Origin of the sequence: Rhodoflexus caldus, from assembly GCF_021206925.1 — a bacterium.
GTDB classification, from domain to species: domain Bacteria; phylum Bacteroidota; class Bacteroidia; order Cytophagales; family Thermoflexibacteraceae; genus Rhodoflexus; species Rhodoflexus caldus.
Window position 1 is genome coordinate 52,733 of sequence record NZ_JAJPRF010000015.1, and the last position, 21,244, is coordinate 73,976.

The 21,244-nt window shown below is 47.1% G+C and carries 23 protein-coding genes and 1 tRNA gene; 19 read left to right on the plus strand and 5 right to left on the minus strand.

Annotation, left to right across the window (positions count from 1 at the left end; genetic code table 11):
* Position 1: 1 nt before the first annotated feature.
* The gene (locus tag NDK19_RS13945; RefSeq protein WP_250632514.1) at positions 2-628 is read right to left on the minus strand and encodes a beta/alpha barrel domain-containing protein; all 627 of its coding nucleotides are present in this window, start codon (positions 626-628) and stop codon (positions 2-4) included.
* 80 nt (positions 629-708) lie between these two features.
* On the opposite strand from NDK19_RS13945, the gene NDK19_RS13950 reads away from it, so the two are divergent.
* From NDK19_RS13950 to rplL, 16 genes are all read left to right on the plus strand, one after another.
* Positions 709-1,260 (plus strand): hypothetical protein, encoded by a 552-nt coding sequence (locus tag NDK19_RS13950; RefSeq protein WP_250632515.1) that lies wholly within the window; start codon positions 709-711, stop codon positions 1,258-1,260.
* Between the two features lie 33 nt (positions 1,261-1,293).
* Complete coding sequence (gene ribH, locus NDK19_RS13955) at positions 1,294-1,770, plus strand: 6,7-dimethyl-8-ribityllumazine synthase (RefSeq protein ID WP_250632516.1); 477 nt, start codon at positions 1,294-1,296, stop codon at positions 1,768-1,770.
* 27 nt (positions 1,771-1,797) lie between these two features.
* On the plus strand, positions 1,798-4,167 hold the full coding sequence (locus NDK19_RS13960) for an efflux RND transporter permease subunit (RefSeq protein WP_250632517.1): 2,370 nt from the start codon (positions 1,798-1,800) through the stop codon (positions 4,165-4,167).
* 33 nt (positions 4,168-4,200) lie between these two features.
* The gene (rocD, locus tag NDK19_RS13965) at positions 4,201-5,433 is read left to right on the plus strand and encodes an ornithine--oxo-acid transaminase (protein WP_250632518.1); all 1,233 of its coding nucleotides are present in this window, start codon (positions 4,201-4,203) and stop codon (positions 5,431-5,433) included.
* A 96-nt stretch (positions 5,434-5,529) separates the two neighbouring features.
* The gene (locus tag NDK19_RS13970; RefSeq protein ID WP_250632519.1) at positions 5,530-5,976 is read left to right on the plus strand and encodes a hypothetical protein; all 447 of its coding nucleotides are present in this window, start codon (positions 5,530-5,532) and stop codon (positions 5,974-5,976) included.
* Between the two features lie 73 nt (positions 5,977-6,049).
* Entirely contained in the window at positions 6,050-7,327 is a 1,278-nt protein-coding gene (locus NDK19_RS13975) for a citrate synthase (protein ID WP_250632520.1), read from the plus strand.
* Positions 7,328-7,449: 122 nt separating this feature from the next.
* A complete protein-coding gene (locus NDK19_RS13980) occupies positions 7,450-7,875 on the plus strand; it encodes an STAS/SEC14 domain-containing protein (protein ID WP_250632521.1) in 426 nt (141 codons plus the stop codon).
* A 260-nt stretch (positions 7,876-8,135) separates the two neighbouring features.
* Positions 8,136-9,929, plus strand: coding sequence for an ABC transporter ATP-binding protein (locus tag NDK19_RS13985; protein ID WP_250632522.1), 1,794 nt, complete (start codon positions 8,136-8,138; stop codon positions 9,927-9,929).
* Positions 9,930-9,965: 36 nt separating this feature from the next.
* Positions 9,966-10,523 (plus strand): hypothetical protein, encoded by a 558-nt coding sequence (locus NDK19_RS13990; RefSeq protein ID WP_250632523.1) that lies wholly within the window; start codon positions 9,966-9,968, stop codon positions 10,521-10,523.
* Positions 10,524-10,585: 62 nt separating this feature from the next.
* Positions 10,586-10,658, plus strand: a tRNA-Trp gene (locus NDK19_RS13995).
* Positions 10,659-10,688: 30 nt separating this feature from the next.
* Positions 10,689-10,886: a preprotein translocase subunit SecE gene (secE, locus tag NDK19_RS14000; RefSeq protein ID WP_250632524.1), complete on the plus strand. Its 198-nt coding sequence runs from the start codon at positions 10,689-10,691 to the stop codon at positions 10,884-10,886.
* A gap of 104 nt (positions 10,887-10,990) precedes the next feature.
* Positions 10,991-11,569, plus strand: a complete 579-nt coding sequence (nusG, locus tag NDK19_RS14005) for a transcription termination/antitermination protein NusG (RefSeq protein WP_250632525.1) — start codon at positions 10,991-10,993, stop codon at positions 11,567-11,569.
* Between the two features lie 2 nt (positions 11,570-11,571).
* A complete protein-coding gene (gene rplK, locus NDK19_RS14010) occupies positions 11,572-12,012 on the plus strand; it encodes a 50S ribosomal protein L11 (RefSeq protein ID WP_250632526.1) in 441 nt (146 codons plus the stop codon).
* 39 nt (positions 12,013-12,051) lie between these two features.
* The gene (rplA, locus tag NDK19_RS14015; RefSeq protein WP_250632527.1) at positions 12,052-12,750 is read left to right on the plus strand and encodes a 50S ribosomal protein L1; all 699 of its coding nucleotides are present in this window, start codon (positions 12,052-12,054) and stop codon (positions 12,748-12,750) included.
* Between the two features lie 12 nt (positions 12,751-12,762).
* A complete protein-coding gene (gene rplJ / locus NDK19_RS14020; protein ID WP_250632528.1) occupies positions 12,763-13,308 on the plus strand; it encodes a 50S ribosomal protein L10 in 546 nt (181 codons plus the stop codon).
* 72 nt (positions 13,309-13,380) lie between these two features.
* Positions 13,381-13,761 (plus strand): 50S ribosomal protein L7/L12, encoded by a 381-nt coding sequence (gene rplL, locus NDK19_RS14025; protein ID WP_250632529.1) that lies wholly within the window; start codon positions 13,381-13,383, stop codon positions 13,759-13,761.
* Positions 13,762-13,834: 73 nt separating this feature from the next.
* Here rplL and NDK19_RS14030 read toward each other — a convergent pair whose 3' ends face one another.
* Complete coding sequence (locus tag NDK19_RS14030; protein ID WP_250632530.1) at positions 13,835-15,550, minus strand: GMC oxidoreductase; 1,716 nt, start codon at positions 15,548-15,550, stop codon at positions 13,835-13,837.
* A gap of 52 nt (positions 15,551-15,602) precedes the next feature.
* A complete protein-coding gene (locus NDK19_RS14035) occupies positions 15,603-16,199 on the minus strand; it encodes a gluconate 2-dehydrogenase subunit 3 family protein (RefSeq protein WP_250632531.1) in 597 nt (198 codons plus the stop codon).
* A gap of 122 nt (positions 16,200-16,321) precedes the next feature.
* On the opposite strand from NDK19_RS14035, the gene NDK19_RS14040 reads away from it, so the two are divergent.
* The 3 genes from NDK19_RS14040 to NDK19_RS14050 all read left to right on the plus strand — a co-directional run bounded on the left by NDK19_RS14040 (position 16,322) and on the right by NDK19_RS14050 (position 19,002).
* Positions 16,322-16,792: a peroxiredoxin gene (locus NDK19_RS14040; RefSeq protein WP_250632532.1), complete on the plus strand. Its 471-nt coding sequence runs from the start codon at positions 16,322-16,324 to the stop codon at positions 16,790-16,792.
* Between the two features lie 128 nt (positions 16,793-16,920).
* Entirely contained in the window at positions 16,921-18,450 is a 1,530-nt protein-coding gene (locus NDK19_RS14045; RefSeq protein WP_250632533.1) for an ATP-binding protein, read from the plus strand.
* 3 nt (positions 18,451-18,453) lie between these two features.
* Positions 18,454-19,002 (plus strand): DUF1415 family protein, encoded by a 549-nt coding sequence (locus NDK19_RS14050; protein WP_250632534.1) that lies wholly within the window; start codon positions 18,454-18,456, stop codon positions 19,000-19,002.
* Positions 19,003-19,004: 2 nt separating this feature from the next.
* Here the strand turns inward: NDK19_RS14050 and NDK19_RS14055 are convergent, their stop codons facing one another.
* Positions 19,005-19,481, minus strand: a complete 477-nt coding sequence (locus NDK19_RS14055) for a carboxypeptidase-like regulatory domain-containing protein (RefSeq protein WP_250632535.1) — start codon at positions 19,479-19,481, stop codon at positions 19,005-19,007.
* A 33-nt stretch (positions 19,482-19,514) separates the two neighbouring features.
* Entirely contained in the window at positions 19,515-21,230 is a 1,716-nt protein-coding gene (gene ggt, locus NDK19_RS14060) for a gamma-glutamyltransferase (RefSeq protein ID WP_250632536.1), read from the minus strand.
* Between the last annotated feature and the right edge of the window lie 14 nt (positions 21,231-21,244).

Genomic DNA, 21,244 nt, shown 5'->3' on the forward strand with positions numbered 1-21,244 from the left:
ATCAATACGAAATGTCGTCTTCTACTTCCAGCACTTCCAGAATGGCAGCGATTTCGTCAAAATCTTTCAGGCCGGGCTTAATTTCAAATCCGCCTTGCAGTGCGATTCCGTAGGGCTGGATAGCTGCCAGTTGTTCACTGACCGCCTCAGCCTGAAACGGCAAACCAAGTACCACACGGTATTTTTCGCAGATGGCGTGCAGCGCTGTTCGTATTTCGGCAGTATTGGGATTTAGGTTGCCCTCTAACAGGAAAAACACTGCGGAATTTTGGCAATCGGCCATTACGGCAGCAGCATTTTGCAGGTCTGCAACCGTATCAACGGTCAAGCGCAAAATGAGTGGCAAGCCATAGCTGCTTAATGAGTGCAGTTTTTTGGGCGCATCGGTTTGCAGGTAGTGCAGCGGATAATCAGCAATATTTTCCGGTAAATCCCGAGTGCCCAATTCGCCGATAAATTCTACACCGGCGAGCCAACCTGCTATTTCGGTTACTTTGGCCGGCGGCAGGTAAGCTGCTGCAGCCTCATCTAAGCAAAAACCCACCCATTGTACGCCCATGCCCGCGCAGTAGCGTGCATCGCTTAGGTTATTTACACCGCTTATTTTGACAGGTAGTCGCAATCCCATACCGCTGATAAGTTAAATTTCCGCAAAGTTGCCTCTTCCAAGCATTGGATTCTATAATTTTGCAAAAAAAAATCCTTGCCTTGAAGCGGTTAATTGCCATTTTATTTTGTCTTTCGCTCCTTGCGGAAGGGTGTATGCCTTCGGCTAATCATTCACAAGAGGGCAGGCAGACTATGTATTTTTCCGTTGCAGCGGCAATAGACCAACAGGCGGAGTTGCTGACTTCGCGCCGTGCCAAAAGCCTGAAAATTTTGCAGGCAGGCAATGCAAAGCCCGATACACTTGCGCCGCAGGCAGCAGACTGGCCGCAGGAGTTGCAATTGTTCAAAGAGGCAGACATTAACAAGCCCGCATGGGCAGGGGAATACGAAGTGCGTAAAACTGCCGAAAAAATTACGTATACAGCCAAAAAAAATTCGCAACCCGTGCAGTTGTTAGTCATTTCCGGTACGCCTGAAAACCCCGACTACATAGAGGCATATTTGTCGCAAGCCAATCTTTTGTACCATACCGGCAAGCATCTGCAAATGCATTTTAAAGACGGCGTGTTGTCGGCCTATCGGATGGAGGGCTACCAAAAAACCTTTTTTTCCGATACCACCCGCTACTTGCTGGCAGCTACTGTTCATTAAACTTTCATCACTTCAATCCATCTAATCTGTATTATGGCTTCTACTCTGAAAAGTCTCAGCACATTTTCCAATAAGAACTTGAGCGGCGTTGCTGACCGCAAGTTTGCCATTGTTGTGGCCGAATGGAACAGCGAAGTAACCGAACGGCTCTACAACGGCGCATACAGCACCTTGCTGCATGCGGGTGTACGTGAGGAAAACATCATCCGCAAAGATGTGCCCGGCAGTTTTGAGTTGAGCCTTGGTGCGCAGTATATGGCACAGTGGAAAGATATTGATGCGGTTATCTGCTTGGGCTGTGTGATTAAGGGCGAAACGCCGCATTTTGATTTCATCTGTCAGGCCGTAGCCCATGGCATCACCGAAGTAGGGCTGAAATATAACAAGCCTGTTGTTTTTGGTGTTATCACCACATTGAACTTGGAGCAGGCGCTCGACCGCGCGGGCGGTAAACATGGCAACAAAGGCGACGAAGCTGCCGCCACAGCCATTAAAATGTTAAACTTCTAATCTAACCCTTGGGGGTACTCCTGTCGCATGTGGGAAAAAATAGCGGACATTGTCCTGAAATACCGTCTTGTCTTTATTGTATTGCTGCTCACGATAACCGCCTTTATGGGCTATCAGGCGCGCAAAGTTGAAATGTCCTACGATTTTGTCAAGGTGGTGCCACAGGATGACCCTGAAATGCTTTTTTTCAAGGATTTTCTGCAAACTTTCGGCGAAGACGGCAACCTTTTCATTATTGGCCTAAAAGATAGCGCCTTGTATCGCTACGATAACTTTCGCCGCTTTCAGGAACTTGCCACTAAAATTCAGGCGCTGGAAGGTATCAATCAGGTGATTTCGTTGCCTACTTTGCAGGATATTCAGAAGAATGAAGCCGCCAAGCGGTTTGAAGTAAAGCCCATTTTTGACCCTGCCCCGCGCAATCAGGAAGAATTGGACAGCCTTTTGAAGCAGGCGCAACTTATTAAGTTTTACGAAGGGCAAATCTGGAACCACGACAACGGCGCTACGATGATAGTAGCCGCATTGAAGCGCGAGATTCTGGGCACATCGGCGCGCGAAAAGTTGGTGCTGGAAATGATTCGCTTGGCAGGGGAGTTTTCTGCCGAAACAGGTATTCAAACCCATTACAGCGGTATTCCCTACATCCGAACCGTGGTGGCCAAAAGTGTAAAGCAGGAACTGAATATTTTCCTGATACTTTCGCTCATCGTAACATTAGTGGTCATGTACCTGTTTTTCCGTTCGGTTGCACCGGTACTTTTTTCCGTTATACTCATCGGGATTGTCGTTGTGTGGACGCTTGGAACGCTGGGAATTTTGGGCTACAAAATTACCATGCTGACAGGGCTGTTGCCCCCTATTTTGGTCGTTATCGGCATACCCAATTGCGTGTATTTGCTCACCAAGTACCATCAGGAATATATCCACACACACAATCAGCAGTTGGCGCTTAAAAACATCATCAAAAAAATTGGGATTGTAGCACTGATTACCAACACTACCACAGCCATTGGCTTTTTGGTACTGCTGACAGTTGATATCTCCATCCTGCGCGAGTTTGGAACGGTAGCCGCCATCAACATCGCCAACACATTTGTTATCAGCCTGATTTTCATTCCGGCGGTGTTTTCCTATCTGCCGCCGCCTTCGCTGCGTAACACGCGCCATTTGGAGCGCCGCAACATGCAGCGCATTTTAGACCTGTTTATTCTCATTGCCGATAAGCACCGCGCCAAAGTATATGCTGTTTGCTTGGTGTTGGTGGCGCTCTCCGTGGTTGGTATGCTGCGTATCCGCGCAGTTTCCTACATGGTGGACGACTTGCCCGAAGACAGCATGGTAATAAAAGACTTGGCATTTTTTGAAGCCAACTTTGCCGGTATTATGCCGCTGGAAATTGTGATAGATACGGGTAAGCCCAAAGCCAACCGCGACCTGAAACGCCTGCGCAAAATAGCATTGCTGGAAGATTCGCTGCGTACCTTGCCCTACGTTTCGCCGCCGCTTTCTATGGTTACTTTCGTAAAAGCTGCCAATCAGGCATTGGGAACGGTCAAAATTGAAGAAACCTATGCACTGCCGACCCAATCGGGCGAACTGCTGACCATTGAACGCTACACGCGCGGGCAAAAAGGGCAAGCCGGAGAACTTGCCAGAAGTTTTGCCGATACAACAGGGCAACGCTTGCGCATTTCGCTCAAAGTGGCCGACATCGGTTCGCTGCGTACCGATTCGCTCATGAAAGCCGCCATTTTGCCGCGAATAGACAGCGTTTTGGCAGGTACGGAAATGAAAGCCCACGTAACAGGCACGACCCTGCTTTTCCTGAAAGGAAACGATTACTTGATTGCCAACATGCGCCAAAGTCTTTTTATGGCCATCGGGCTTATCGGGGTTATCATAGGGATGTTGTTTAAAAACATCCGCATCATGCTGATTACGATTGCCAGCAACCTGTTGCCTATTTTGATGACGGCAGGCATGATGGGCTTCCTTGGTATCGCATTGAAGCCAAGCACCGCATTGATTTTCAGTATTGCCTTTGGCATTGCCGTAGATGATGCCGTACATTACCTTTCCCGCTATCGTCAGGCGCTTAAACTGACAGGGTTTAACGTGGCCGAAAGTGTTCGCATAGCCATTCAGGAAACAGGTATCAGCATGATGTACACCTCCATTGTACTTTTTGCAGGCTTCATCATCTTTACATGGTCAGACTTTGGCGCTACGCAGGCACTGGGAGCGCTCACGTCTTCCACCTTGATTGTGGCCATGGTTACCAACCTTGTGCTACTGCCTTGCCTGCTCCATACATTCAGCAAAGGCAAAGAAGACCAAGCCGACCAAGACGAAGTAGCCGAAGAAATAGACGCATACATAGACGACAAAGGTTAATTCCGTAACTTTGGAAAAAACAAACTCATTTTTATGCTTGCCACACTTTCCAGTTCAGAGCTGATTGCATTAGAAGACCGTTACGGTGCTCACAACTACCATCCGATTCCCGTAGTGCTTGCCCGCGGCGAACGGGTGTACCTGTGGGATGTTGAAGGCCGTCGCTATTTTGATTTTCTTTCTGCGTACAGTGCCGTTAATCAAGGGCATTGCCATCCGCGCATCATTCAGGCATTAGTTGAACAAGCGCAAACGCTCACACTCACTTCGCGTGCTTTCTACAACGACAAACTCGGCCCTTATGAGCAGTTCATCACCGAATTTTTTGGGTACGACCGCGTGCTGCCAATGAACACAGGCGTGGAAGGCGGAGAAACTGCCATTAAAATTTGCCGCAAGTGGGGATACGAAGTGAAGGGTATTCCTGCCAATCAGGCAAAAATCATTTTTGCCAAGCGCAACTTCTGGGGGCGAACAATGGCGGCTATTTCCAGCTCCACCGACCCGAAAAGCTATACCAACTTCGGCCCTTACATGCCCGGCTTTGAAGTAATTCCATACGACGATATCCCTGCACTGGAAGCAGCCTTGGAAGACCCGAACGTAGCAGGCGTAATGCTCGAGCCTATTCAGGGCGAAGCAGGCGTAGTTGTGCCGCAAGATGGTTATCTGAAAAAAGTCAGTGAACTGTGCCGCGCCAAGAACGTACTGTTCATTGCCGATGAAGTACAAACCGGTATTGCCCGCACAGGTAAACTGTTGGCTTGCGACCATGAAAATGTTAAACCCGATATCCTGATTTTGGGTAAAGCACTTTCGGGGGGCGTGTATCCCGTTTCTGCGGTGCTTACACGCAACGAAATCATGGACTGCATCCGCCCGGGCGAGCACGGCTCTACCTATGGCGGCAATCCGCTGGCTTGTGCCGTAGCCACCGTTGCGCTGCAAGTAGTCAGAGACGAAAAACTGGCAGAAAACGCCGAGCGCATGGGTAAAATTTTCCGCGAGCGCATGAATGCCATGATTCAGCAGACCGACAAAGTATCTTTGGTACGCGGCAAAGGTTTGCTCAATGCCATTGTCATCAACGACTCCCCCGACAGCGAAACAGCATGGAATCTTTGTCTGGATATGAAAGAGCGCGGCCTGCTTGCCAAGCCTACGCACGGAAACATTATCCGATTTGCGCCGCCGTTGGTCATCACAGAAGACGAACTGCATCAGTGCTGCGATATTATTGAGGCGGCCGTAAAAAATATGGGGTAAGTAAAAATTTTTCACCGTTTAAGCTATCGGAAGAACCAATCTCTGCACACACTGCGAAAAACCACTGCGTTTTTGCGGTAAAAAAGGAAAGATACTATGATTATCTGCACGCCTAAACCTGCACTACGCAATGCCCTTTTTACGCTTGCCATAGGCGGATTAGGCATATGGCTGTATCTGATTCTTAATTTCAACTTGCAGGCCGGTTTTTGGCTGCAACTTATAGGTATCTGGCTGGCTTTGTTTCTGTCTATTTTAGTAGCCGTTATTGCCCTGCGCAAAAACTTTGTTTTGCTGGCAGACCGCTCCGGCATAGAAATACAATACAAATTTCCCCGACGGCACAGCATCAAACTTTTTTGGCATAGCCTGCAAAGCTGGCATGAGGTACGCACCGGGCGGGGCAATGCATACAGGCAGCTGCAACTGATTTTCAACAGCCAAAAAGTATATCTTGCCAATTTGGAGCACAGCAATTATGACGATTTGCTTACATGGCTGCAAAAAAATGCTGCAAACAAACGCAAGCCGGTGAAGTTTTAAGAGAAATCACACTAAATTCGCTACCAGCGATTTTTATTGATTAATTGAACGTTCCACATAACCACAACGCATAATGTCAAAGTTTGCTGAACTTCACTATGAAGGCAAGGTGTATCAACTGCCCGTAGTAGAAGGAACTGAAAAAGAACTTGCATTAGACATCAGCAAGTTGCGCGATGAATCGGGTTTCATCACGCTGGATATCGGATACAAAAACACAGGCGCAACCAAAAGTGCCGTAACTTTTTTGGATGGTGAACAAGGTATTCTGCGTTACCGAGGCTATCCTATCGAACAACTGGCAGAACATGCTTCTTTCTTGGAAGTTGCCTACCTGCTTATCTATGGAGAATTGCCCACACAGGCACAGCTTGCCACATTTGAGCGTGAAATCACGATACACACATTGGTGCATGAAGACATCCGCAAAATCTATGATGGCTTCCCTGCTTCTGCACACCCGATGGCAGTGCTGGCTTCGCTGACCTGCGCGTTGAGCACCTTCTATCCTGAAAGCCGCACAACAGAAGGAACTAACCTGAACATCATTCGCCTGCTTGCCAAAATGCCTACACTGGCCGCTTGGAGCTACAAGAATGAGATGGGGCATCCGCTTAACTATCCGAACAATGCGCTGGACTATTGCTCCAATTTCCTGCACATGATGTTCGCCTATCCTACCGAAACCTACACCGCCGACCCTGTGGTAGTAGATGCACTCAATAAACTCCTCATTTTGCACGCCGACCACGAACAAAACTGCTCAGCTTCTACCGTTCGCATGGTAGGCTCTTCCCAAGTGGGCTTGTTTGCTTCTGTGGCTGCCGGTATCAACGCACTTTGGGGGCCGCTTCACGGCGGTGCCAACCAAGAAGTAATTGAAATGTTGGAGCGCATCAAAGCCGATGGCGGCAATGTGAAGAAATACGTGGACATGGCGAAAGACAAAAACAGCAACTTCCGCCTGATGGGCTTCGGCCACCGCGTTTACAAAAACTTTGACCCGCGTGCGCGAATCATCAAAGCCGCCTGCGATAATGTATTGAATAAATTGGGCATCAATGACCCGACGCTGGAAATTGCTAAGGAACTTGAAGAACATGCGCTGAAAGACGATTACTTTGTAAGCCGCAAACTCTATCCTAATGTGGACTTCTACTCAGGCATCATCTACCGAGCCATCGGTATTCCGACCGAAATGTTTACGGTGATGTTTGCTTTAGGTCGTCTGCCCGGATGGATTGCGCAATGGAAAGAAATGACAGCAAACAAAGAACCTATCGGTCGTCCGCGTCAAATCTACATCGGTGCTCCCGAGCGCAATTATGTACCTGTAAGTGAGCGCAAATAGTTGAATTTCTTTCAGATACGTAAAACGGGCAGATGCAGTCACTGCCCGTTTTTTATTTGCAATAGGGCGATTGCTTGCAATTGGTTGGAATTTGCGCATCTTTGCCCGAGTTTTTCATCTGCATGAATATAGTGCCACATCCGAAGGAGAAAGTAACCTATTACAATCTATCCGATTTTTTTCTGGAATACCGTCCCGAGATACCGGGGCTTTATTTTAAACTCACCGGCTTTGTTTCACACAAGCGATTCGTGGAGATTTATGACCAGTATTTGGCTGTCATTAAAAAGCATGTGCGCGTGAAAATTATTACAGATACCGGCCAAGCAAAAGTATTAACTCCCGAAAGTCAGGCTTACAATAATGAAAAAATGCCTGAATTTTTAGCCCATGTTCCGGTAAATGCGGTTATTCTGCCAAAGGATACTTTCGTAGAGTTTATGCTGAACCGTATGAAGCATAAAGCTGAGAATATTTCAAACGGAGACTTTCAACTAAAAATGTTTGATACCTACGAAAGCGCGCTGGATTGGATACGCACCAAATAGGTACAAATGAAATCCATTGCGTAAGCACACAACTTTTGGCAGAAACTCGGATGAATGCCCGTAAAGCATAATCGGTTGTGATGAAAATTTGTATCAAGTATTGAAAATCAACGGTATAAGCCTAATAAGTCTTCAAAGCCTGTCAGGTTTATTTGTAAATGCGCCAAACCCGCTTACCGAGCCAAGCAAAACTTTCTGTCGGTATTCGTAGTTGTTTCCATAGATGAACTTAAACGAGGTAATTTCCCTACCTTTGTAATGTGAAAGAACTGGCCTACCTGAATCGCTATTTATATAAATACCGCTCCTATCTCATATGGGGAGCGGTATTTGTTGTTATTTCCAACGTCTTTGCTATCATTCCTGCACAGGTGGTTCGCTACGCTTTTGACCTTGTGAGCGATAACATCAACGTGTACCTTGCACTGAAACAATCGGCAACAGCACAGGAAAAGCTCTATGATGCTTTTGCAGAAGCTGTTTTGCTGTACGGGGTGGTGATTGTCAGCATGGCATTGCTGCGGGGTTGGTTTCTTTACCTGACCCGCCAAACCATTATCGTAATGTCGCGCCTGATAGAATACGACCTGAAAAATGACATTTACGAACACTACCAAACCCTTCCCCTGAGCTTTTACAGGCGCAACAATACAGGCGACCTCATGGCGCGCATATCGGAAGACGTAGGTCATGTGCGCATGTACATAGGCCCTGCCATTATGTACGGGTTGAACATGATTATTACCTTCATCCTCATCATCGGCTACATGCTGACCATTAACGTCAATCTGACGATTTGGTCGCTGTTGCCACTGCCTGTTTTGTCGGTCAGCATTTACTATGTCAATAACCTGATTAACAGACATTCAGAGGCAATTCAGCGCGGCCTTTCCGATATGAGTACCTTTGTGCAGGAAGCATTTTCAGGCATCCGTGTCATCAAATCATTCGTTCGGGAAAAAGATGCCGCCAAACAGTTTCTCGCCAAAAGCAACGAATACAAAACCCGCTCCCTCCGTTTGGCAATGGTCAATGCCCTGTTTCATCCGTTAATTATGGCGTTGATAGGTTTAAGCACCATCCTGACCATTTACATAGGCGGCATGGAAGTGATGAGCGGCACAATTACTACGGGCAACATCGCCGAGTTTGTCATTTACATCAACCTGCTTACTTGGCCTGTAACATCGTTGGGATGGATTACCAGCATTGTACAGCGTGCAGCAGCTTCGCAAAAGCGCATCAATGAGTTTCTGGATACAAAAACCGATATTGTTTCCACACAAAATTTGGAAAAAGAAATAGCGGGCAGCATCTCATTTCGTCAGGTAAGCCTGCGCTACCCCGATTCGGGCATAGAGGCCTTGCATCAAATCAGTTTTGACATCAAACCCGGGGAATCATTGGCTATTTTGGGGGCGACCGGTTCCGGCAAGAGTACCATTGCCAACCTAATTTGCCGCCTGTATGACCCTACGGAAGGGGAAATATTAGTTGATGGTGTGCCTGTCCCTGCCTACAACATCTCTTGTTATCGCAGGCAAATTGGCTACGTACCGCAAGATGTATTCCTGTTTTCCGATACCATTGCCAATAATATCGGCTTTGGTTTGGCAGAGTTAGACGAGCAGACCATGATACAAGCCGCCAAAGATGCGGACGTGTACCAAAACATTATAGATTTTCCGCAGGGGTTTGCCACCGAGCTCGGCGAACGCGGCATCACACTTTCCGGCGGACAAAAACAGCGAGTATCTATTGCCCGCGCCATTGTACGCAACCCACGCATCCTTATTTTGGACGATGCCCTTTCTGCCGTGGACACCAAAACAGAAAATGCCATTCTGAACAATTTGCAGCGCATTATGGAGGGCAGAACAACCGTTATTATTTCCCACCGCGTGTCGTCGGCCAAACTTGCCGACCATATCATCATACTCGAGAATGGTCGCATTGCCGAAAGCGGTACACATGAAACACTCCTGCTGCAAGGAGGACTCTACAAAGAGATGTATGAAAAGCAAATGAAAGCCGAAGAAGAGGTAACCGAATAAATTTTTTTGTATTTTTCGCCAATTTTTTCGGATACCATGGGAACATTCAACCAACTGCTAAGGCTTGCGCAGGAGAATCGGGAAGTGGCCTTGTTTATGGCATTTTCCGTATTTCTCATTCTATTGATGATTTACTTGCTGATACGCAGCATTTTTTCGCCGCGCCGCACGGTACAACCACCGCCCGCGCCGCCAACCTACGTTCCCGTGGCTGAGGCTGCTGACCGCCTACACAAAATGTCGGAAGAATTGCCGACCGTTTTGCGGCAACTGCATCAGTCAATAGAAGAAAAAGACCACGCTATTACCGAAAAGCGGCAATACATTGAGTCATTGGACGCACAAATTAAGCAGTTGCAGGAACAAATTAGTGCAACAGGAAATGCTCCCGTTCTTTCAGCAAGTGAAAAATCTGCTTATGAGCAGAAAATCACCACTTTGCAGCAAACGATGAAACAAAAAGCCCGCAGCAACTGGTGGTGGGGCTTTGGGTGGGGCATAACCCTTACCTTACTGGTTGTCGCAGGTATTTACATCCGCATCGTACATCCCGAATGGATAGAAGCCTTGCTAAATCGCAATTTTTCACAATAAAAATTGTGCAACCGTTTGTATATCACAACAAAGCTATTAATTTTGCACTCCAAAAAAGTGAAACGGGTGTAGCTCAACTGGTAGAGTGGCGGTCTCCAAAACCGTAGGTTGCGGGTTCGATCCCTGCCACCCGTGCAATGTCTCAATAAATAGACAGACTGACCAATGAAAAAAGTCATTGAATTCTTGCAGGAGTCAAAAACTGAAATGACCGAGCATGTAACATGGACGAAGTACAGCGAGTTGCAAAACAACTCAATTCTTGTGCTCATCGCCTCCCTGATATTTGCTTTGGTTATCGGTTTGGTAGATTTCCTGTTTGACAAAGGCTTGGATTGGTTCTATAAATCTTTCCAAGGTTAATGCACGTTTGCCTTGTGTGATATTCCGAGTCTTGCTTCTCCCAGGACTTGCTTCCACGGAATAAGCGTACAAGCAAATAAGCAAATGAAAAATTTTCGATTCGTATGAGCGACAGCAAGCTGGATTGGTATTTACTTCGGGTAGTGAGTGGCCAAGAGAAAAAGGTAAAGTCTTACCTTGAAAAAGAAGTGGCTATTCATAACCTCGGTGAGTACATTAGTCAGGTGCTGACTCCTTCCGAGAAGGTGTATCAGATCCGCAAGATGAAAGACGGCAAAAGCAAAAAAGTTGCTGTCGAGAAAAACTTCTTCCCCGGTTATGTATTTGTTCAGGCTAACCTGAGCAATGGTGAGATTATTCACACCATCAAAAGCGTTCCGGGAGTGATAAACTTTCTTGATGTGGAAGGTGCAGGCCCCAACGCACAGCCGCGTCCCATGCGTGAATCGGAAATCAATCGCATTCTCGGTAAGATAGACGATACCGACGAAAGCGAAATTAAGCATGATATTTCTTTCCATGTAGGCGAAACAGTTAAAGTAATGGATGGGCCATTCAACGGCTTCACCGGAACTGTGGAAGAAGTATTCGAAGAAAAGAAAAAGCTCAACGTGATGGTAAAAATCTTCGGACGCAATACCCCCGTTGAGTTGAATTACATGCAAGTTTCTAAAGAACTGTAATTATGGCAAAAGAGATAACTGGCTATGTAAAATTGCAGGTAAAAGGTGGTCAGGCAAACCCTGCGCCTCCTATTGGCCCTGCGTTGGGTAGCAAAGGTTTGAACATCATGCAGTTTTGCAAAGAGTTCAATGCCCGCACGCAAGACAAAATGGGGATGGTGTTGCCGGTAGTGATTACCGTTTATGCTGACAAGTCTTTTGACTTTGTTATCAAAACCCCACCCGCTGCAATCTTACTGATGGAAGCTGCCAAGGTAAAAGGCGGTTCTCCTGCACCAAACCGTAACAAAGTGGGATCCGTTTCATGGGATCAAATCAAAACCATCGCCGAAACCAAAATGCCTGACCTTAACTGCTTTACGCTTGAGTCTGCAATGAAAATGGTTGCCGGCACTGCACGCAGCATGGGCTTGACCGTTACCGGAACGGCTCCTTGGGCGTAATGTAAGTGTTTTACTGCAAACTGAAATTGGAACTGAACAATGGGAAAATTGACGAAAAAGCAAAAAGAAGCACTTGCAAAATATAATCCTGCACAGGAATATACGCTCGATGAGGCTTCTGCTCTGGTAAAAGAGGTAAACTATGCTAAGTTTGACGCTTCCGTGGATATCGACGTTCGTTTGGGCGTAGATCCGCGCAAAGCTGACCAAATGGTGCGTGGCGTGGTGGCTCTGCCACATGGTACAGGTAAGGAAGTACGCGTATTGGTACTTTGCACACCTGATAAAGAAGCTGAAGCTCGCGAAGCCGGCGCTGAGTACGTAGGTCTGGATGACTTTATCGCTAAAATTGAAGGCGGCTGGACTGATATTGACGTGATTATCACCATGCCGACTGTTATGGCGAAAATCGGTAAGTTAGGTCGTGTATTAGGCCCTCGCGGCTTGATGCCTAACCCTAAATCCGGTACCGTAACTATGGAAGTAGGTAAGGCGGTGCGCGAAGTGAAGCAAGGTAAAATTGACTTTAAAGTTGATAAAACCGGCATTATTCACACAAGCATCGGCAAAGTTTCTTTCTCACCTGAGCAACTGCGCGATAACGCAAAAGAGGTGTTGAACACTATCATGAAACTGAAGCCATCTACGGCCAAAGGTACTTACGTAAAAAGCATCCACCTTTCCAGCACGATGAGTCCCGGCGTGAAAGTGGACAAAACAAGCATTCCCGGACTGTAAAACAAGAAGAACATGACAAGGGAAGAAAAATTCGCAATTGTAGAAGAACTGACCGAAAAGCTCTCCAATACGCCTAACTTTTATATTACCGATGCCGCAGGTATGACTGTGGAGCAAACCAACGATTTCCGTCGTTTGTGCTTCCAAAAAGGCATTGAGTATCGCGTAGTAAAGAACTCGCTGATTAAGAAAGCGTTAATAGGTCTTGGTAAAGGCGATTTCAGTTCATTTGACGGCACTGTATTGAAAGGATTTTCAGGTATTATGTTTTCACCTGAAAACCCTAAGTTACCTGCCGAAGTGCTGAAAGAGTTCCGCAAGAAATCCGGTAAGAAAGATAATCCTAAGCCGCTGTTGAAGGGTGCTTCCATCGACTTCGATCTCTTCATCGGCGACAACCAGTTGGATACTCTCGCCAACTTGAAGTCTAAGGCTGACCTTATCGGAGACGTTATTGGCTTGTTGCAATCACCTGCCAACAACGTTATCGGTGCGCTGCAAAGCGGTGGAAACATTCTCCATGGTGTACTCAAAACTTTGGAGGAAAAAGGACAGTAGTCGCAAGTACTACTCCAACACAATCAATTGTTTTTTTAATTCATTTCAGAAATCACATAACATTATACGACAATGGCAGATTTGAAAGCATTCGCCGAACAACTGGTTAACCTGACCGTTAAAGAAGTAAATGAGTTGGCTCAAATTCTTGAGAACGACTATGGTATCAAGCCTGCTGCTGCGGCTCCTGTAATGGTTGCCGGTGGTGGTGCAGGTGCTGCTGCTGAAGCTGCGCCTGAGAAAACAGCTTTTGACGTAATCCTGAAGTCAGGTGGCGCTAACAAGCTGGCAGTTGTGAAATTAGTAAAAGACCTGACCGGCTTGGGCTTGAAAGAAGCTAAAGAACTGGTTGACGGTGCTCCGAAGCCTGTTAAAGAAGGTATTGCTAAGGCTGACGCTGAGTCTTTGGCTAAGCAATTGCAAGAAGCCGGCGCTGAAGTTGAAATCAAGTAATTTCAGACTTGCTGAAAATAAAAAAACCTGTCAAACGACAGGTTTTTTTATTTTAACGGCTTTACTGCCGTTTTTAGAGATTGCCTTTCTTCATCTCGCTGAGGGCATAGTCGCAGGCACGCGCGGTGAATGCCATATAAGTCAAAGATGGGTTTTGGCAAGCGGCGGAGGTCATGAATGAGCCATCGGTAATGAACACATTCGGAACAGCCCACATTTGATTGTATTTGTTCAGCACGGATGTTTTGGGGTCGCGACCCATACGGGCAGTACCCATTTCATGGATGCCCATACCGGGGAATGAGCCTGCATCGTAGGTTTTCACATTTTTTAAACCGGCTGCTTCCAGCATTTCGGCTGCGTCGTTCATCATGTCTTTGCGCATGAGTGTTTCGTTTTCTTTAAACTCACAGTCAATCGTAACGGTAGGCAGTCCCCATTTATCAAGTTTTTCGCGGTTCAGCGTAACCTTGTTTTCATAGTAAGGCAGACATTCACCAAAGCCTGTAATGCCCATCGTCCATTTGCCGGGTTCTGACAGCGCATCTTTGAAGTCTGCTCCGAAGCCCATTTCTGCTACACCGCGTTGCCATCCTTGGCGGCTCGCACCGCCTTGATAGCCAAAACCGCGTAGGTATTCGCGTTTATCGTTCCCGATGTTGCGGAAACGCGGGATATAAATGCCGTTGGCGCGACGTCCCATGTAGTAGTCATCGCGGTGGTCGTCACTTTCGCCTGTTGCACCAATTCGGAAATGATGATCCATTAGGTTGTGTCCGACTTGGCCGCTGTCATTGCCCAATCCGTTCGGGAATCGGTTGGAAGTAGAGTTAAGCAGCAGATGAGCTGTCCAAATAGCTGAGGCGTTCAGGAAAATGATTTTGGCAAAGTATTCAATGACCTCTTTTGTTTCTGCATCAATTACGCGTACGCCTTTGGCTTTGCCGGTTTGCGGGTCGTAGATTACTTCCGAAACGACTGAAAGCGGGCGCAGCGTAAGGTTGCCTGTTTTCATGGCTGCGGGCAGCGTGGCGGCTTGCGTGCTGAAATATGCCCCGTAAGCGCAGCCGCGATGGCAAAGGTTGCGGTATTGACAAGAACCGCGTCCATTATGCGGTTGGGTAAGGTTTGCTACCCGTCCAATGGTCATTATGCGGCCTTTGAAATTTTGTTTAATACGGACGGCTACTGTTTTTTCTACGCAGTTCATCTGCATAGGCGGCAAAAATTGACCGTCGGGCAATTGCTCTAAGCCTTCATTTTGGCCGCTGATACCTGCAAAGCGTTCTACATAGTCATACCAAGGTGCTATTTCTTCGTATCGTACCGGCCAATCCACAGCTATGCCGTCTTTGGCATTAGCTTCAAAATCCATTGGGCTAAGGCGGTAGCTTTGACGCCCCCACATGATGGAGCGTCCGCCTACGATATTGGGACGATACCAGTCGAAGCGTTTGACTTCGGTGTAAGGGGCGTCCATATCGTTGAACCAATATTTATGGTTAGACTCTTGATAAGGATAGTCGCGGCTGAGGAAGGGGTGGGTGCGGCGCTGCTCATCGGTAATGCGTCCGCGATATTTAAAGTCCCAAGGGAATTTGAAGGCAGTTTCATAGCCCTTGCCGTGTTCTAAGTTCCAACCACGGTCGAGCAGAAGCACTTTGAGGCCTTTTTCGGTGAGTTCTTTGGCTGCCCAGCCGCCGCTGATGCCCGAACCAACTACAATAGCATCGTAGGTATTGCGTTGTTCGGCGCGAATATTCAGATAAGGTGATTCTATAATTGACATAATTTACCGGTGAAAAGTCTTGTGAGATATGAATAAAAAGGAAGATGCCTGATTAGGTAGCCCATGCTTTGTCGCCTTTTTTGTAAGGGATACAGCCTTCATATTTGCCGGGCACGTGTTGGTAGCGTAGTGCTTGCGTAGCGCCTGCTTCGGAGGTGAAATAGCCCACCAGTGTCAGTTCTTTAATCATGAACCAGAATTGCGGATTCATTTTTTCGGTATCAAACCATAAGTTGGCTTGACGGCTTCCGCTGTTGTTGCGGCTGGCAATGGCTTTTTCTTCCAAGCCCTTCAATGCTTCTATCCGTTGTGCCGGTGTCAAGGTTTCAAAACCTTTGCCAAAGCGCTTGCGGCAGTTTTCCTGCAACCCATTCAGCCCGTCCATAAACATTTGGCGGTCGTTTTCGCTGTAGCAGTCGCTTACTACATCGGAAATAAACTGCTGTACTTTCGCATCTTTTGCGCCCGGCGTTTTGGTGCGGGGAATAATCGTGTCGGCTATTTCGGCTACCAGCCGCATCTGTTCGGCATTGAAGGCCGAAGTGCCGCTGGCCTGATAATTTTCTAAAGCCATTGCCAGCGAAGGAACGGTAAGCGCTCCTCCCATCATAATGGCAACCCGTTGGATGGCATCTCTGCGGTTCATCATAAGTGTTACAACATTTAATAGTTGCTCAATTTAGAAAATCGGATTTAAAAAAACCAACCTTGTTGCAAAGCCCGAAAATTGGTTAGAAATTAGTGTCCAGTTTTCAACCAAAAATCGGGATTATGTTAAAAGTAGGTGATAAGGCTCCCGCCTTTACATTATTTGATACAGACAAACAGCAGGTAAGTCTGGCTGATTTACATAATGGCAAAAATGCAGTTTTGCTGTTCTTTCCGCTGGCATTTACCAGCGTTTGTACAACCGAACTGTGCACCATGCGCGATAATATGGCGCGTTACAATAGCCTGAATGCCAATGTGGTGGGCATTTCTGTTGATTCGCTGTTTACCCTCGGTAAGTTCAAAGAACAGGAAAATCTGAACTTCCCTTTGCTGTCTGATTTTAATAAGGAGGCTGCAACGGCTTATGGTGCCATTTACGGTGATTTCGTGCTGGGCATGAAAGGGGTTGCGAAGCGCTCGGCTTTTGTAGTAGATAAAGACGGCATTATTCGTTACGCCGAGGTGCTGGAATCTGCCGGCGACCTGCCCAACTTTACAGCCATTCAGCAAACATTAGAAAGTCTGCAATAGCTGAACTAACGAATCCTGCCGATAAAAGGCAGGTTTTTTTATGTTCAATGCCAATTATACCATGTAATAAACGCATCGCTAAAGTTGTAGTAAGGGCGCATCTGGGGATTTTTGCCTAATTTTCCCTCATGATTCAGAAATACCCCATCGGCATTCAGGATTTTGGCGAGTTGCGCAGGGGCGGCTATGTCTATATTGACAAAACCCCGCATATTTTCCGTTTGATAGACCAAGGCAAATACTACTTCCTCTCTCGCCCGCGTCGGTTCGGCAAATCGCTGCTGCTCAGCACGATGAAGGAAATATTTTTGGGCAATCAACAACTCTTCAAAGGGCTTTGGATTGAAGACAAGATAGACTGGCAGCGCAAAAGCCCCGTGATTCATTTGAGTTTTGCACAAGTAGATACCCGCGACCGCAGCCTGACCGATTCGCTCAGCGACCAATTGGTCAAAATTGCCGCTAACTTCGGGCTCACGCTGCAAGCACCTACGCTCAAAGAAAAGCACGCCGAACTGATTGAGAAAATTTACAAAAAGGAAGGGCAGGTTGCTATCCTGATTGACGAATACGACAAACCGATTATTGACTTTCTGGGTCAGGATGAACTGCCGATTGCGCTGGAAAATCGCGATATTCTCAAATCGTTTTATTCCGTTGTCAAAGACTTAGACCCCTACATCCGCTTTTTTTTCCTGACGGGCGTTTCGCGGTTCAGCAAGGTGTCTATCTTTTCGGACTTGAACAATCTCAACGATATTTCCGTAACGGGCTTGTACGCCACGCTGTTGGGCTACACGCAAAGCGAGTTAGAGCACTATTTTGACCGCGAAATCGACATGATGGCACAGAACGAAGGTATCAGCCGCAGTGAGATGCTGGAAAAAATCCGCACGTGGTACAACGGCTACCTCTGGGGCGGCAAAGAAACGGTGTACAATCCATTCTCTACGCTCAGCCTGATGCAGAAAGGTGAATTTGCCAACTATTGGTTTGTCACAGGCACGCCCACGTTTTTGGTCAAAAAACTGCGCGAAAAGTTTACCTATAACTTAGAGGAAGTAGAACTATCTGAAATCCAGTTGGGTAATTTTCAGGTGGAAAACGTGGATGAAATGGCACTGCTGTTTCAAACGGGCTACCTGACGATTCGGGAAAAATTCGGTTCAACTTACGTGTTGGGCTATCCCAACGAAGAAGTGCGTCATGCTTTGCTGGAATGGATGCTGGCAGACTTCAGCCATTATCGCAGCGTGCACGGTGTTATTTTCAACATGGTGCGCTACCTGAAATCTCGCAACTACGAACAGTTTCAGGATGCCTTGAACACGCTTTTGGCAAATATTCCCTATGAGCAATTCATGGAACGCTATGAGGCGTTTTATCATGCCATTTTCTTCATGGCATTTTCGCTGATGCAGACCTATACGCAGACCGAAGTGCAAACCGCCAAAGGACGGATTGATGTGGTGGTGCACACGCCCGATGCTTTTTTTGTGATTGAGTTCAAAGTGAACGGCAGCGCGGCGGAGGCACTGGCACAAATCAAAACGAAGGGTTATCATCAAAAATACTTGCACCAAAACCGCGAAGTGGTGCTCATCGGCTTGGGGTGTGCGGAGAAGGAAGTTAAGGAAATGCAAATTGAAGTTGTGTAAACCATGTTCAAAAAAGAGGTCAAAAAGCAAATTACCGATACAACACACCGATGGTTAGAGCAAATTATCATCGGCTTGAATCTGTGCCCTTTTGCCAAAGCACCCTATGTGGAAAACAAGGTGCGGTTGGCGATTACAGACGCTGCCAATGTACGTACACTGACTGATGCGTTCATGACAGAAATCAAGTATTTGGATGCTAATCCGAACAAGGAAACCACGCTTTTAATAGCTCCTGCTATTCAAAATGTGAATGATTTTCACGCAGTTTTTATGGATTGCGAGCGCCTCCTTTTCCAAAAAAAACTGACAGATGTGTACCAAATCGTATCATTTCATCCTTTGGTGCGTATGGCGGGCTATGCACCCGAGTCACCGCTGAATCTGGTGATGATGGCACCTTACCCGATTATCCACATTTTGCGAACCGAATCGGTGGAGAAACTGGGTGCTAAAATGCGAACAGACGTACAGCAAACCAATTCTGCACGCTTGAAAATGATGAGCGAAACTGACTTTACAACGCTTTGGAAAAAGATGTTAGGAGTATGATTTTATGTGCTATTCTTGCCACTGACAGCAAAAGCGCCTTTGTTTTCAGCTCTGTCTTTTCGCCAAATTAATTGGTACTTCATTGTGGTAATTTTTCTGCTTGGTTTTTGGAAAGGTACACGTATCCTGATTTTTTCATCGGGATTTAGTTTGTATTTACGTGCTAAGGGTTTGGTAACCTGAATGACAAACACAAAATTGCCTGACGCAGGAAGGTTAGGAGGGATAACAAAGCTAAACTCACCTTCATCATTAGTAATCACATTTGCAATAGGCTCATCATCAGGTTCAAGTTCTACATAGATTTCAGCACCGGGAACCGGCTCTCCGGTCATTGGTTTTTGTAGTTGTTTACTGGAATCTGCTTGTTGAATATCCTTCTTAGGAGCGTTTTGCCCCTTTGATTCATCAATAAAAGAAAAACAAAATATGCCGAATATTATGTAAGGCAAGCCGAAGTAAAAAGCGGTTTTTTTCATGTCTAAAAAATTGAAAAGTTTGAAATGTTCTTGTTAATAGCCCGATGCCTTGCCGTCGGAGCGGGTGTAGTCGGCCGCACCTTCGTATTGTCCGTCGGGGCGCACGCGGATGGCATCTACCTTGCAAAGAGAACCTACTTCTATCAATACATGCCCTTTGGCTTCCAATTGTTTTTTAACCTCATCGGAAATAGCACCTTTTTCTACCAATATTTGGTCGGGCAGCCATTGGTGGTGGAATCGCTTGGCATTGACGGCTTCCTGCATGGTCATGCCGTGTTCAATCACGTTGAGGATGACCTGATAAACGCCTGTGATGATGGTTGAACCGCCGGGCGTACCAACTACGAGGTGTAGTTTGCCGTTTTTCTCCACAATTGTAGGTGTCATAGAACTCAGCATCCGCTTGTTGGGAGCAATAGCATTAGCCTCACCGCCGACCAGCCCGAATTGATTGGGTACTCCGGGTTTGATACTGAAATCGTCCATTTCGTTGTTGAGGAAAAAGCCCGCACCTTTGACCATCACTTTACAGCCGTAATAACCATTAACGGTAGTAGTGAGTGAAATGGCATTGCCTTCCTTGTCCGCAACAGAGAAGTGGGTGGTTTCCAAACTTTCAATTCTGTCCACTTTGCCTTCTTTGATGTCACTTGAAGGTGTTTTCTTATCCATGCGTATGCTGGCATTGCGGGCGAGATTGTATTTCGGGTTAAGCAGCATTTGTGTGGGGACATTGTAAAAATCGGGGTCGCCGAGATGGGTGGCGCGGTCTGCATATACGCGTCGCTCCAATTCGGTCATTACGTGCATGGTTTGCGCCGTGTTATGTCCCCATTTGGCCAAGGGATAATGTTCGCTGCCTTGCATGAGTTGCAACAGCGCTATACCTCCGCTGGAAGGCGGGGGCATGGAGATGATGCGGTATTTTTTCTTGTAGCGGCTGATAACAGGTGTGCGCCAAACTGCCCGATAGTTAGCAAGGTCTTCGTGCGTAATGAGGCCTTTGCCTGCTTTCATTTCGGCAACAATCAGGTCGGCAGTTTTGCCTTTGTAGAACCCGTCGCTGCCTTGGTCGCGGATGCGTTCCAGTGCTTCGGCGAGTTCGGGGTGATAAATGGTATCGCCTTGTTGCCAATCGCGGTCTTTTCTTACGACATGTACGGGGTGCAGATTGGCCGCTTCAAAGTCTGCTTTGGTGCGGTTTAAGTTGGCGGCGGCTATTTGCGTAAGCACATGACCATTGCGGGCTACATCAATGGCAGGTTGTACCAAGTCTTTCCATGGCAGCGAACCTAATTTTTTATGTAGTTCCACCATACCTGCTACGGCTCCGGGTACGCCCGCGGCAAGATGTCCTCTGATGCTCAGGTTCTTAATAGGCTCTCCGTTTTCATCCAAATACATGTTGCGGTGAGCGGCTGCAGGGGCTTTTTCGCGAAAATCCAGCGCGCCTGTTTCGCCGTTTTTGTTGCGGTACACGACAAAACCTCCACCGCCAATATTGCCCGCTTCGGGGAATACAACCGCCAATGCAAAGAAAGTTGCTATGGCAGCGTCGGCAGCATTTCCGCCTTTTTTAAGGATGGCCAAGCCAATATCGGAGGCTATCGGGTGCGTGGAAACAACCATGCCGTTGCTTCCCACAGTACCCTCAACCCGTTGGCTGACCGGTTGTTGTTTACAGGAAAAAATCAGCCACAGGGCAATCAGGAACAGATAATGGCTGCGAGCAGGCAATAGTTTCATAATAGGAGCAGATG